Genomic DNA, 13,504 nt, shown 5'->3' on the forward strand with positions numbered 1-13,504 from the left:
AGTACACAAGAGTACGGAGAACTTCCAGTTTTTTTTATTTTTAACACTCCGGGTCTAAGAGCTTGTCAAAACCACTCCCGAACCTTACATTCTCCATATATACCACACAGTAGTAATTCGGCTTCGTATGAACTGCCGAATCAACTCAATCAACCAGGAGGGCAGGCATATGTTATTGGACAGGATCATGATTTCGGCACTTCTTTTGTCTGCACTCTGCCTGGTTGGGGAAAACGCTCAGGCAAAAAAACAGTTTCCTGCCACACTGCCGCCTGCCATGAATATACCCCAGGCAGTCCCCCAGAATATTCCGATACCGCAGCTGAAAAAACCGGAAACAGGGCCACCACCATCTGTTCCGGTTCAAAAAACCAAACCGTCAAAAATCCCGACTGCAACGACACAGTCCATGACCGAAGTAAAACAACCCCCCATCCCCATCAACAGCAAAAAAGTACTCCCCCGAAAACGACAGTTACTTCCTCCTGTCGGGAAAAAATCCGTCCTGTCATCTATCGGGAAAAATGATTATTCCATCAAAAAACTTGAAATGATCACCGCCGGCCCCGGAAAGGGGCGGATCGCCATTACAATCAAGGCGACTACAATCACGGGCAAAAAACCATCCCCCCAACCCTATCCGCTGCGACTGAAGAAGGGAAACAGAACGGTCTGGCAAGGTACGGGAAAAATAAAAAGAATGTCTTTTGGCTGGGGAGACAAAATAGTTACATCCTATGTTCCTCCCGCCGGAACCACGCGACTCAAGGCGGAGGTAAACGTCTTTAATATGCGCAACCGGGTTCCTGAACTTACAGGGCGCACCGCCAACAACACCATATCCAGAAACATTGTACGAAAAGTACCTCAGGGGAAAACTGTAAAACCTGTAAAATCAACCATTGTCCTGGCAGATTCCTCCCTGAAAAACAATCCTTCCATAAAAAATATACGTCTGCCATCAGCTGTGAAGAAAAAGATAACGGACAGAAAAAAGTTTCCCGAAAAAATTGTGCCGATCGGTGGTGGAGCCTCCCTGCCGGCAGCAAACCTCAATCACGGAGACCTGTCTAACCTGGCAGGACGTGAACGAAATCTCCCCCGCATTGATCCCGAGGCAATTGGAGATATAGTCAATGATTCCTGGGGAAGTTACTGGGGAGAACTGGAAATTATTGATATGAGAGAGTTACGTGGCGGTCCGAACAGTCACAAAATTGCTATCACTATCAGCGCAAAAAAGGTTTTCAAAGATTATCCCCGTAATATGCCCTATAAAGTTCTTCTTAAAAATGGCACAGAAGTATTGTGGGAGGGAACCGGCCATGTAAAAAACATACTTTTTGGCTGGGGCGATTATATTGTCACCGATTATATCGCTGGGGAAGCGATTATGCTCGAAGCAGTCATCAACCCGAGGAACAGTGACGGCTCATTTGATTACCAGGAATACGACACCAGACGCGGAAACACTCTCTCCAAGCCATTCCATTGGCAGCGGTTCAGGGGATATAGCGCACCGGGAACTGCAACAGAACGGGTAGTACTGACACCACGGGAACCGGAAACCGAAAGGTACGGACTCCGGCTGATCAACATCAGGCGGGAACAGGAAGGGCCCGACTGGAGCCGGATAAAAGTAACTTACGATTTACCTAAAACGTTTCGTCAGAGTGGAGGGCGATGCACGTTCAGCGCGTATGGAGCCGAAGGAAGGTCCCGCCACGAAACCTATCGAAATAGCCGGGTACAATGTATTCCAGCTCCAGTACAGACAACCCGCCGTGTCCCCGTCGGTCGTTTGCAGCAATACGAATTCACCTGCAGGGTCAGTCCAGGTGTTTTCGGAGTGGAACCCTTCATCGCAGGCGAAAATGTTGAACTGCTCTGCGAATCGCCACGGGGCGGACAGATAGTCAAAATCGGTCTTGGTCAAAAACAGTGGACCCCCAGGGCATCAGTCTGGGATCAGTGGGGACCAACCGTGGACGATATAGAAGATCTTTTCATTCCATTCGCCTACATCGAGGGGAGAAACAAACCTCGCGTCCTGCGCCTGAATGTCAGTAACGCCAGACCTCGTGCCGTAACACGAGTTCCGGTTCGGGTCGAACTGGTGCGGGCAGGAGCGGTTGTTGAGACTTTAAACTTTGAACTTCCCGCAGCAGGGCTGCCGTACAATCCGAGAGCCGGAGATAAACTGCTGAACATTGAGGATGGATCAGGTTGGGAATGGGCGGAAGTGGAGGATGGCAGGCTGGATGCAAGCTGGATCAATATCACTGTTGACCCCGATTCTCAAATCAGAGACAGCAGCAGGCGTAACAATCATTTCCGTGTTGATGTCAGCGGATTCTATCCGAAGCGTTAGATTCTTTACCCCGCTGGCTAGTGCGCAGGTCCCTCAAAAACATAATTACAGGTATCACACTTGTATTTGTTTCCGGTTCCCAGCAACGACGAACTCTGCCGGCCACACCGCGTACACTTTATATCCCGTTTACGGATTTCCTCTGCCAACCTGCGGGCATCATCCCCACTCAAACCGGCTCCCTTCATATCGCCCATCGTCCTGCGAACCGCAATCGCAATAAACCCGACAACCAGCAATATAACTGTAATAAGCAACAGATTAAACCAGTCAAACATTTTAGTTCTACCTCCACCCAGCGTCATACTACTTGCACGGACACAAAATTGATGAAAATTACAATTTGTGCTGAGCTGTACTTATAGATTTTTTTCTCGCTGAAAGCCATACCATGACAACAGTACATACCGGTGTCAGAAAAAATGAATAAAAAACGGCCATGGAATACGATGCCATACCATACTGCAAACTGTCCGGATTGTGCCCCGACTCCACGAATATCCACCATCCCCAACCTATCACGACACCAAGAACTATCGCAATAATCACAGCATAAATAATGAGACGGAGAAAAACCCAAACCCAGGATATCACCTCAGGCACAATAAGAAAGGATCGAAAACGAGAAAACAAAAAAACAATTACAACTGCAAAAACAACAAAAAAGGCGAATTCCAAAGCATTTTCAGCGATATTATGCAGCCACCCATCTTCTTTTCCCGGTATCAGGTCATAAAAATTCCCCATTTCGGAACCAAAAATCATAACAACTGCCCAAAATAAGGACGGAACGAAGAGAATCTGTAATATTCTTTTTTTCAAAATCCCAATCAACTCTTTCATAATCATCGACCAGTATATCTACGCCTCCGGTTCTATTATGACCGAAATCCCACACACTTCCCTCCTCTGCACAAATGGAGAAGAATCAATAAATCGGATTTCTTATTCTCCAGCGGATTCATCCAGAACCCTCTTATTAAGAAACCTGGCAAGAACAGCTGAAATTTTCCGTGCCTCCTCCAACGACCAGTGTTTTCCAAAACGCAATTCTTCTTCGGTTCCATCCATGTTTCGAGCCTCAATCGTCACAGGATAGGTAATAACCGGCTTCCCCATGTCATGTTCCCTGGGATTGGTCGCCAGTCTACCAATACGCACCGGCCCTGAAGCAGCCAGTGAACCACGACTTTTAAAAGAAATCACGAAAAAAACATCGCCACCACAAGACCACGTACCATGCAGTCTATCGAGAATTAAAATATGACGCTGAGTTGCAACCGCGCCACCAAACACTGTTGACAATACTCCGATGATAAAAGTCAGATCCATGATTCTGCCACTGCTGCTCCATGCAAGCAAAATGCCTCCCAGCAGAAGAATGGCCCCGATAATTCTCGCAACACCTCCTCCCTCAACAACTTTTATCTCTTCAGGATCGGGTTGAGTAATCCGGATTCCCGGTCCCTTAATTTGAAATTTCACCTGTTTCTCCGAAAAAATCCATTTATGGCAGTTCCGGGAAACCTGCCGGATCAGTAAAAACCCAATCCCGACCTTTTACCGGAATATGACACGATATGCAGATCCGTGCCCCTTTATTGAAGGGCTTTTGATCAAGACCGACCCAACGAGCCCAGCCCCATCCATAAGTATTTGAATATTTTCTTGAATCCTTAAACATAAATTCTGCATGAACAAAACCGTCAGGAACTATCGCCGCATTCCAGTTTTTCAGGTTAGTCTCCTTCCAGACAACTTTTCCCAATATCGCTCCATCAGGCCAGGGATTTGTGTTTCCCGAGCGAGCTGCTTTTACTGCCACATCATTTCCAAGAATCAGTCGAAGTGTATTGTTATCGATTCTATGGGAAACAGCGAGAGTCGACCAATTTTGCCAACCACTGGGATAGTGTATCTCGTGGGAGTCTTCGGGTACATTATCAGAAGCAGCCACCATGGATGAAACTCCCAAAGAAACACCGATGAGAATTAATTTCACGATACTCATTGCATCTCCTTTTATTGGTTTTAAAAGCTGATGAGCCTGTAATACGGTAATGTCCACACACCGGGTCAAATGACTGCTTGATAACCGAGAAAAAAACTCCCTGAATCTGATCGCACTCAGCGCAACACCGCCCTGTATAGAACTACAATATTCCCTGCATCCCCGAGCGGGTTAAGGCTATTTAATCCACACTACCACGAAATATGTAAACACCAAAGTTATAAGACACTACACCTGCAGCAGCTGCAACAGTACCACCGACCATTTGAGCAATCGGCCACATTGATGCCCCACCACCCTGATAGGGCAGAAAATACTCCTGATACAAGATAGCTGCCAAGACTCCTGACCATGGAAGCAATCCAGCCAGTATCATTCCGATTTTACCTTTAACAAAATAAGACAGGACTATCCCGGTAATACCTGATGGTATAACAACCATTGCCCACACTTGATAAGCTTCCATTTCCATAATTAATTTTTCGTTTTAATAACGGAACTGACAAGAAAATTCTCTCTGAAGGCGACTGTAGAAGATAAAAGCAACATACCGAACATTTATGTTTCTGTCATACACCCAACATCGTGAGATGTTTCCTGTTGTGGTATGTGAGCGCCAGATAAATACAATGTTTTAGTTCCTCAACGGGTATCTCTTCATTTTTGTCAAATACGATAGCCCTGTTACCCTCAAACTTGAATACACTCCGATAAATTTCCCTGAAGGTGTCCACCAGTTTTGTTTTGCAGTGAAAATATATGGCGTATTGTTCAGGAGTTGCTTTCTTTGACCCTATTCTGATTGTACTGCCACTCTTTGTGAGATAGCTCGGTTCTCCCCATTTAAGCGTTTCTTCCAATTGTTCTATCCCCTCAGATTCTGAAGCTGTTTCCAGAATCAGTCGACGGAGATACATCAATTTTTCCCGCACAATTGGTGGATAGCTGCGGAATGTCTCTGAAACTTGTGAGCTTGCTATTTTTTCCATATCAACCCATACCGACTTTTACTCATATCCTGATATGTTATGCACTTATGTTTTTTAATCAGTCGATTGTTGCCAGTTTGACACCTAATTAGAAAATGCTACGGCTGAAGTGGCCAAAATTGCTGACAATCCCAAGGCAGCAAAAATGACATGAATAAATGCACCCGTCCAAATGCCAAACATTGCAGAGAAGCCTGATTGTACGCCTCTCTTAGCCGTCTGCCCCAGAATAAATGCCATATCTGGGCCTGGAGAGATATTTAACAAAACAGCAGCAGTTAAAAATGTAGCCCAATGGGCAAAAGCATCTTCGTTATTTCCTGTGACCTTTAAATTTTCAGTGACTTTGTCAACCATCGGTTCAATTCTGAAAATCAGCTTTTGTGCCACTCCAGAAAACAGAAGCATTGCCAGGCATTTTACAGCGGATGTTCCCATATTAGAATGAGCTTATCAGTCAGGGTAACATATTGAAATCAATATTATTTTCTCCTGCTCTGCAATTTTCGTCTAGTGACTACATTTACCATTTGTTTTGGTAGCGTGGTTGGTGGAACAATGCCCAACGCACTATAAAGTTGATGAATGTTCCGGCGTGGCGCTGGAATAGAAAGAAAAGAAATCTCACCGTTAATAACATTTTCTATAGCACAATGGGTCGATAATTGCTTGAGACCTTCTTCAACAGTAATATCAAAATCGCGCCAGGCTTTCTTTAGTTTTAAGTAGAGCCTATAGGCAAGCATCACGACAAAAGCATGACCTCTGGTTCTGCTTTCTTTGCGGACATATATAGGCCTCATTTCCAGGTAGCCGGTTTTCATTGTCCTGAAAGCTGTCTCTACTTGCGTCAGATCTTTATACCTATCATGAACAATCTCTTTTGGTGCAACACCGGCAGCAAGGTCGGTTTTCAGCACATAACACCCATCCAATTCTGCTATTTCAGCAAGATAATCCTCATACTCCTCAACGGTTATATGGCGATCTTTTGCAGTGGTGTGGAGAAAATCAATCACTTTCAAACGACTCTCAAGTTCCCACACCTTCTTTATAGCAACATGCTGGTTTGCTCTTGGATGATCCGCAAGATATTGATTTTGTTTCCGGGAAAATTGTATTACTTTCTCAATTCTCTCCCGGCGGGATCTGGCCAACTCTTCTGCACGGATAGGGTTGCGACGCAAAATGTAGCGTACGCCTTTGTCTTCAACTTCACATATCTCTTTATCAAATAGACCGAGTTGGATCACCTTTTTCTTCAACATAGCCTTAATCTGAGCCTTGGTGATAGCAGTTATATAATTGAATCCGGCCTCCCCCAGTTCTTGAATCTGGCTCGATTTGATCATCCCTCGATCACCAACCATGGTTACTTGCTGGCAACCAAATTCCTCAGCAACTTTTTTAATTTGACAACCAATGGTGTGAAAGTCTAAGGTGTTACCTTTGAATACCCGTATGGAAACGGGGATACCATCCTCATCACAAAGCAGACCGATAACTATCTGCTTCTTTCCTCTTTTTTTGTCACGATTGTAACCCCAATCACCCAATTCGTTACATTGACCCTCAAGATAACTTGAAGTGACATCATAAAGGAATAAGGAAGGTATCTGTTCTCCATAGGTTTGCTTGAAGAGTTTTTTCTCAATCTCAGCTTGGTTGTCGCAAAGCCAATCCAGACAATGATAAAGATCGTCTTCATCAAAATCAACGAGCCCAAGCAATTCACTGATACCATGTTCTCTTGCCAGACGTACCGCCGACAACCTGGAGCCCTGATCTATCAGGCGAGCCATAACCATCCATAAGCTCAGCATAGCCTCATTTGATTTTCCCAGAACTTTTGTCAATCCTATATTCTCTGCCAAACGATTGAGAACCCAGACAGCCCCGACACTTCTACCTTGCCGGTTTTCAACGTGGCTACCAAGCAGCATTTCCAGTTTATCTGGATCGTTTTTGTGCCTCATAGCCAGCTGTAGCGCTTTGATTTCATTTGGCTTACAATGAGTGAGATTAGCGATAGTGCGGTTTTTCACCCTTGTGCCTTCCCTGTATGATTCACGCAGGAGAACACTTTTGTAGACCTTGTTTTTGCCCTTTGACTTAGTGGTAGTGATATACATGACTACTAATATATCATTATTATTTGTATATAGCAACATTGATATCAAATAATTAGTGACTACATAAATCATGCCAAATTGTTGCTATTTATTGTGATATCAAGGTATTACCTAGTTTTTAGCCGGGAACATCCGTTACAGCCGTCAATGGCAAACATCTCTTTGCCAATCAGTTTCTGTTCATCGCAAACCAGAAGTACTTCAAGAAACAGTGAGACTATATCCTTGTCCATGCTGGAAATAAAATCTGCAATTGTGGTGAAATGGGGACGGCTGTCGGCAGACAGTGCCATTGCAGCTCCATTTATCGAAGGTAAGGGGTATTTCGATCAATCCGCAACGGCAGGATACCATTTTCACACGTATTATTCAGTAGTTAATTGGATTAAATGACTTTTTCTACAGCTTGAACGACCAAGCACCGGAGTGCCAAATTTGCGGGGCTGCCAACCGTCAATTTGCAATGGACTTGATGCGGAGCATGGTATTACAACTTCCGCCGAGCTATTTGGCGGCCCCTGAAGCGCCTTGTTTGCCGAATTTCATTTTAATTGTTTTTTTAAGTCACGATAGTAGTTCTCATGCGGACCTATCATGATGAGTTCAAGAGAGTCTTTGGTGAATCTGTATGAAAGAAGGTACAAAGATGTTTTTACCTTGAACTTGTGGATGAATATTCCTTTCAAATCTCCTTTTTTTTCAACCCCTATTTGGGGTTTGGCTATGATTTTTTTTACTTCTTCATCCAGTGTTGTTTTTTCAGATTTTGTAAGTTTTTTTACTTTCTTTGCAAATGATTTCGATTGAAAGACTCTCATATGAGCTTACCCGAATGTGTATTCTGACTTTTCTCTACTATCCAATTCCTGAACTCCGATCAGAATTTCTTTAATAAGTTCGTAAGTTAGATCCGGGTTTTCCTCAGCACATTTACCAATTCTTGCCCAATGTTCAATTTGACCGGTAATAGAACGGTGGTCGACCTTGCTGTATTTTCTTGCGTCAGAAAGAAGCTTTTCTGAAACTCGAACTGCGGTTGCCATAATTATACCTCCTATGCTGTGTGGATTAATGTTTATATTTTAATTCACACCATAGCATTTTGCAACTATCTGTTTTTGGCCAACGTTTAGTTGAGCGGCGAACTTCAGCGAGTCCGTCTCGAACGACTAGTTAACAAATTTTTTCTTTAAATATACTTGGATAACCTTTATTTATAAACGTGATGATACCTTTAGAAGGCATAACCTTATCGAAAAGATATTGATCCGCAGCTGAGACTGCTAAGCTCAATGGGGTACCAACACCAGGTATTAACCCAATTCCTGCCCCAACCAGAAATCTTATGGTTTTCCCAATTGGAGAATTTGTGGCAGTTGAAAATTTTGCTTTTAAGGATTTGAATATTTTTTCTAATTCTTTATCACCAAGTTTATTGCTGTTTCTGAGAAATTCTCGGAAAAGAATAAACTCTTCTGAATGTTTAATATCCAGTAATTTCTCAATATTAACTTCATACTTTTTCCCTACCTCTGAGAAATTGGGTAACCCAACAACACTAACTATTTTACTCATTCTTTTTTGAATATCGTTCTTATCTAAATTTTAAGATAAAAACTGATATTTTTTGTCAAAGAGAGATTGATCTTCTTCATCTAGAATTGTTACTGCATCGTATGCCTTCATTTCAATTAATCTTTGATTAAAGCTTCCCAACGCTAACAATGCACTTTGAACAATTTTATGTTCTTCTTCGATATTGTAATTTAGAATATCTTGAAGATTAGTTTCAACTTTGAAATCTTTCTCACTAAGTTGGATAGTTTTGATACGTATTTGTTCCGGTGACACATTTTTCTGTTTCTCTTTTAATTTCTTTGAAATTAGGAAGGGTATAGAATCTATATTGTTCTTGAGATCACTTATAATTGCTCCCATTAATGAAAACCTAATCTCATCAGGCGATTCCATTATATTATTAACGACTTGACGTTTTATGCTTTGAAACTGCCGTTTTTCAATAAATTGATCTTTTGGTTTAATATTTACCAAAATTTCACTCATTTTCTCTTTGTCGAAGCACAAATTAATAGCATGAAATGCATATGAACCTAAAGGAAGTGGCCCCTTCTTTCTTTAGCTGATTCTATAATTGCATTCTGGCCTGAAGATGCTAACTTTAAAGAATCAATAATTATTTTGAGTTTGCCACGCTGGAGTAATTCTAAGGTTTGCTCTATACCGAGACCTTTTACTAAGGAAGAAATTTCATTTAAACGGACACTTTTTAAAAACACTTCGTCAAATAGCAATATCCTCGTGAGAAATTCACCAATATCAAATGGTGAAGTTTTATCTATTTTTCGATCTGGTAAGCAGTAGCCTACAATATTATTGCTTATCATTTTTGATTATTAACGGGTAGCTGAGGGGACAGGCTTTTAAACCCAAAAAGCTCCGATAAAAAACAAATTTTCCTTAACCAAGCACTCCCCAAAGACCACGCAGTAAGCCTGGTCCCTTCGAGCGTATTGTTCGGTTTATCTTTATTCTTGAGGTTTTTGGATCCAATCAAAAAATTCTAACGGATTACCAATAAATTTCTTTTCTATATATGTCCATTCAATATCATATTTTGCATTCAGTACGTTTTCTATTCCGCAAATGGTATCGGATAGCAGTTCGATACTTTTATAAGTTACAGACCTGTCTAACTGCACAGTGTTTTGAATTATTTTTGGAACAATTAGATCATTTTTCGTGTTTTTATATAGCTTAAGCAATTTTTCATCAGCTCTGCCGTTTTTATGGACTATTATATTTCTTGTCTGAATAATTGTTTCTACCTCCTGTGTTAAGGGCATTTGCAAGTTTATGGCATAATCCCGGAGCTGTTTTAATCTATAACCTAAAGTAGAAAACAAATATTCTTCGATGTTTTGTTTAGGATTTGAAGTGGCTAAAAACGATTTAAGGCGTTTGCCTGAGATGCCATAAACTAATTTAGAATCATTCAAATCAAGTTTACCCAAAATGTCTTTGACGAATTTATACAAACTGTCTTGAAAAATATCCACAGATCTGCAGTATACAGACTTAAATAACGCTTGAGAGATAATTAAATTCCACTCATCATTAGTTGAAATATTAGAGACAACAAAATCATGATCAAGAATCACTTTCAATTCATTGAGATTAGATTTTGCTAAAGTCCCATTAATATTAATTGCCAATCTTGTCATATTTTTTTGAACCGAACGCCCTCATCAGAGGCTTTCAGAAGGGGCGCAATTTTTGCGTTCTTTGCAAAAAATCGTGAACCTTCTGAAAGTCCTTCTGGATGAGTTTGTGTACGCCCGACATGGGCGTGAACTAATGGGGTTAAAGTCCCCTGTAAGTGTTCCAGTGTTAAGTGTTGAACTTAACACAAATTACTAGCCAATGGCAAGGGCGATTCCGTGAGGGATGGTCTGAAGGAAGCCGGATGGCAAAGATATGGGCCGACGAACAAAAACATCATATAAGGCCGAGTCTCCGGGTAAGTCAGCACAACATGATTACGCCCCTGGAACAGGAGATACGGTAAATGATGCGGTCGCATATTGGAAGTTCACGTTCTTATTCGGGGAGACTTATTATGTTGGGTTTTTTCTATGACGTGGTTAATGCTACTGAGATTTCATTTGAAAGGCATCTTATTTGATGAATAAAAACCTGTAATAGCAATGTAACGCGAAGCTCATCGGTGTCGGAAAGAGGCGCGTTTTTTTGCGTCAGCAAAAACGGTATGAGTCCGTGTTTTGTGGAAAGGAAAGAGGGAGAAGGAATGGTTTTCCAACCATTCCTTCTCCCTAAATCACTCTTTTTTTACAATCACGCGTTGGGAACAATCAGCACCGGCACCCGCGACATCCTGCTTACCCTGCGGGCGGTGGACCCCATGATCCTGATCCCTCTGACCTTTCGGGTTGATTTGCCCATGACGATCATCTGGCAATCCGCCTCTTCCACCAGGCGGAGGATCTCCTCACTGGGTTTTCCCTGGACAACATACACTTCCTTAACCAGGCGGGATTCCTTCTCTTGGTCACACTCTTCTTCATAAAATTTTTTCAGCCTCTTTTTCATATCAGCCAGAATACCGCCCATAGTCTCCTTCTGGGCTTCTTCCGTCACCTCTTTTGACAGGTATGTGGAAATCACTGCCTGGGCGGTTTCACTGATCGGCTCAACCACATGAACCATTATCACATTTGCATTGTACAATTGCGCCAGGGCCAGGGCATGTCTGAAAACCGGACGGGTCTGTCCACCAAGATCTGTGGCATAAAGTATTGTGGAGATTTCTGGATTCTCTTTCATTATTTTCCTCTCAATAAAATAGCTTTAAAAACCTCGTCGGGAACAGCTCCCCGTCGAGATACATATACTCTGAAAAATCTTCTTAATCGTGGATCAAAAGTATAATCACTATCCGAAGGATAAAAAGTAAGATTTGGATTTTCCCCGTTTTTTCAAATGAGCGATTGATCTGGAGAGAATTTGTCCATATAATAGATTGAAATTGCAAGTCCAATTCTCTGGAATCAGTGCCAATCTTCAGGAGACCCTGCAACACTTCGGAGCGTCTATGAAAACTATCCACACTACCAGGGGGCTTGACATTCCCATTTCCGGCCTGCCCCGACAAAAGATCCGTTCAGGCCAGCCGATCAGCAAGGTTGCCGTTCTCGGTGATGATTATATCGGTATGAAACCGACCATGGTGATAAAAGAGGGGGATTTAGTCAAAACCGGCCAGCTTCTTTTTATCGATAAAAAAAACCCCGGCGTAAAATTTGTCGCCCCCGCCTGTGGCCGTGTTTCCGCCATCAACCGCGGTGCTAAAAGAAGGTTTGAATCCCTGGTTATTGAGCTTTCGGGAAATGAGAGCATTCAATTCCTGCCGGAAAACAGTAAGCCCGAGGATATGGATGAAGACTCGATCCGGGCCCTGCTGATCAAGTCCGGGCTGTGGAGCAGCTTTCGTACCCGCCCTTACGGAAAAATCCCGGCAGTGGACGCCGTGCCCGCCTCTCTCTTTATCACTGCCATAGACACCTCACCCCTGGCAGCCGATCCTAAAGTCATCATCACCGCCCATGAAGAGGAATACAGGCTGGGGCTGCGCCTGCTGAGCTGTTTTTTTCATTCCGTCCCGATCCATTACTGTATGGCTGACAGGAAACCGGCTGACTGCGAAAAAAACGATATATTTTCCTGCTGGGTTTTCAAAGGCCCGCATCCTGCAGGATTGCCTTCCACCCATATCCATTTTATTGATCCGGTTCATGAAAACAAAATGGTCTGGCATATCGATTACCAGGACATCATCGCCATCGGCCATCTCCTCCTTACCGGGCATCTGCGGGAAGAGAAGGTCATCTCCCTTGCGGGTCCGGCAGCACTCAACCCGGCACTTGTCGTGACACGACCGGGGGCCTTTCTGACCGATCTCTGTCGCAGTGAACTGATCCTGGAGGATGTGCGGGTGGTTTCCGGCTCAGTTTTAAGTGGTCATGAATCCAGCGGTAATTTCGCCTTTCTCGGTCGATACCATAACCAGGTTTCGGTCATCTCTGATTACAGTGGCCGCTCCTTTCTCAACTGGGCGATGCCGGGCAGTGAACGGTTCTCCATCAGACCCATGTTTGTTTCGGCCCTGAAGAAAAACCTGACCCTCCCTTTTCTACAGCATTATGGGGCGGCAGACGGGCAATATATCCCCTTGGAACCTATGATCAGGTCATGCCCCTTGATATTATTGCCACTTCGCTCCTGAAAACACTTTTTTCCGAGGATACTGAAAAAGCACGGGATCTTGGCTGCCTGGAACTGGTTGAGGAGGACCTGGCCCTGTGCAGTTTTGTCTGCCCCGGGAAAAACGAGTTCGCCCAGCCCCTTCGCCGGATGCTGACAGCCATTGAACAGGGGTATTGATCGACAGGCGCAACCTGAACAA

The 13,504-nt window shown here is 43.3% G+C and carries 17 protein-coding genes and 2 pseudogenes; 3 read left to right on the forward strand and 16 right to left on the reverse strand.

The window, feature by feature from the left end:
• Positions 1-169: 169 nt before the first annotated feature.
• On the forward strand, positions 170-2,371 hold the full coding sequence (locus LO777_RS13275; protein ID WP_228854367.1) for a hypothetical protein: 2,202 nt from the start codon (positions 170-172) through the stop codon (positions 2,369-2,371).
• Between the two features lie 17 nt (positions 2,372-2,388).
• On the opposite strand, the gene LO777_RS13280 is transcribed toward LO777_RS13275, so the two are convergent.
• From LO777_RS13280 to LO777_RS13355, 16 genes and pseudogenes are all read right to left on the reverse strand, one after another.
• The gene (locus tag LO777_RS13280) at positions 2,389-2,649 is read right to left on the reverse strand and encodes a hypothetical protein (protein ID WP_228854368.1); all 261 of its coding nucleotides are present in this window, start codon (positions 2,647-2,649) and stop codon (positions 2,389-2,391) included.
• A gap of 58 nt (positions 2,650-2,707) precedes the next feature.
• Positions 2,708-3,136, reverse strand: a complete 429-nt coding sequence (locus LO777_RS13285; RefSeq protein WP_228854369.1) for a hypothetical protein — start codon at positions 3,134-3,136, stop codon at positions 2,708-2,710.
• Positions 3,137-3,316: 180 nt separating this feature from the next.
• The gene (locus tag LO777_RS13290) at positions 3,317-3,856 is read right to left on the reverse strand and encodes a hypothetical protein (protein ID WP_228854370.1); all 540 of its coding nucleotides are present in this window, start codon (positions 3,854-3,856) and stop codon (positions 3,317-3,319) included.
• 22 nt (positions 3,857-3,878) lie between these two features.
• Complete coding sequence (locus LO777_RS13295; RefSeq protein WP_228854371.1) at positions 3,879-4,382, reverse strand: cytochrome P460 family protein; 504 nt, start codon at positions 4,380-4,382, stop codon at positions 3,879-3,881.
• Positions 4,383-4,563: 181 nt separating this feature from the next.
• Positions 4,564-4,854 (reverse strand): hypothetical protein, encoded by a 291-nt coding sequence (locus LO777_RS13300; RefSeq protein WP_228854372.1) that lies wholly within the window; start codon positions 4,852-4,854, stop codon positions 4,564-4,566.
• Between the two features lie 97 nt (positions 4,855-4,951).
• Positions 4,952-5,371, reverse strand: coding sequence for a DUF1801 domain-containing protein (locus LO777_RS13305; protein WP_228854373.1), 420 nt, complete (start codon positions 5,369-5,371; stop codon positions 4,952-4,954).
• 90 nt (positions 5,372-5,461) lie between these two features.
• A pseudogene (locus tag LO777_RS13310) lies at positions 5,462-5,728 on the reverse strand (LysE family translocator); the annotation flags it as partial.
• 125 nt (positions 5,729-5,853) lie between these two features.
• Positions 5,854-7,503, reverse strand: a complete 1,650-nt coding sequence (locus LO777_RS13315) for an IS1634 family transposase (protein ID WP_228854375.1) — start codon at positions 7,501-7,503, stop codon at positions 5,854-5,856.
• 137 nt (positions 7,504-7,640) lie between these two features.
• Positions 7,641-7,796: pseudogene (locus LO777_RS13320) on the reverse strand (IS1182 family transposase); the annotation flags it as partial.
• Positions 7,797-8,045: 249 nt separating this feature from the next.
• Positions 8,046-8,321: a type II toxin-antitoxin system RelE/ParE family toxin gene (locus LO777_RS13325; RefSeq protein WP_228854377.1), complete on the reverse strand. Its 276-nt coding sequence runs from the start codon at positions 8,319-8,321 to the stop codon at positions 8,046-8,048.
• Between the two features lie 6 nt (positions 8,322-8,327).
• Complete coding sequence (locus LO777_RS13330) at positions 8,328-8,546, reverse strand: ParD-like family protein (protein WP_228854378.1); 219 nt, start codon at positions 8,544-8,546, stop codon at positions 8,328-8,330.
• Between the two features lie 130 nt (positions 8,547-8,676).
• A complete protein-coding gene (locus LO777_RS13335) occupies positions 8,677-9,078 on the reverse strand; it encodes a hypothetical protein (protein WP_228854379.1) in 402 nt (133 codons plus the stop codon).
• A 30-nt stretch (positions 9,079-9,108) separates the two neighbouring features.
• On the reverse strand, positions 9,109-9,567 hold the full coding sequence (locus LO777_RS13340) for a hypothetical protein (RefSeq protein WP_228854380.1): 459 nt from the start codon (positions 9,565-9,567) through the stop codon (positions 9,109-9,111).
• A gap of 47 nt (positions 9,568-9,614) precedes the next feature.
• Positions 9,615-9,908: a hypothetical protein gene (locus LO777_RS13345; RefSeq protein WP_228854381.1), complete on the reverse strand. Its 294-nt coding sequence runs from the start codon at positions 9,906-9,908 to the stop codon at positions 9,615-9,617.
• 141 nt (positions 9,909-10,049) lie between these two features.
• On the reverse strand, positions 10,050-10,745 hold the full coding sequence (locus LO777_RS13350) for a hypothetical protein (RefSeq protein ID WP_228854382.1): 696 nt from the start codon (positions 10,743-10,745) through the stop codon (positions 10,050-10,052).
• A gap of 631 nt (positions 10,746-11,376) precedes the next feature.
• Positions 11,377-11,865 (reverse strand): universal stress protein, encoded by a 489-nt coding sequence (locus LO777_RS13355; protein ID WP_228854383.1) that lies wholly within the window; start codon positions 11,863-11,865, stop codon positions 11,377-11,379.
• Between the two features lie 268 nt (positions 11,866-12,133).
• Between LO777_RS13355 and nqrA the strand changes: the two genes are divergently transcribed.
• Positions 12,134-13,324, forward strand: a complete 1,191-nt coding sequence (gene nqrA, locus LO777_RS13360) for an NADH:ubiquinone reductase (Na(+)-transporting) subunit A (protein WP_228854384.1) — start codon at positions 12,134-12,136, stop codon at positions 13,322-13,324.
• Positions 13,291-13,482, forward strand: coding sequence for a hypothetical protein (locus LO777_RS13365; RefSeq protein ID WP_228854385.1), 192 nt, complete (start codon positions 13,291-13,293; stop codon positions 13,480-13,482). The genes nqrA and LO777_RS13365 overlap by 34 nt, the downstream gene beginning before the upstream one ends.
• Positions 13,483-13,504 lie beyond the last annotated feature (22 nt).

Origin of the sequence: Desulfomarina profundi (assembly GCF_019703855.1) — a bacterium.
Taxonomy (GTDB): Bacteria; Desulfobacterota; Desulfobulbia; order Desulfobulbales; family Desulfocapsaceae; genus Desulfomarina; species Desulfomarina profundi.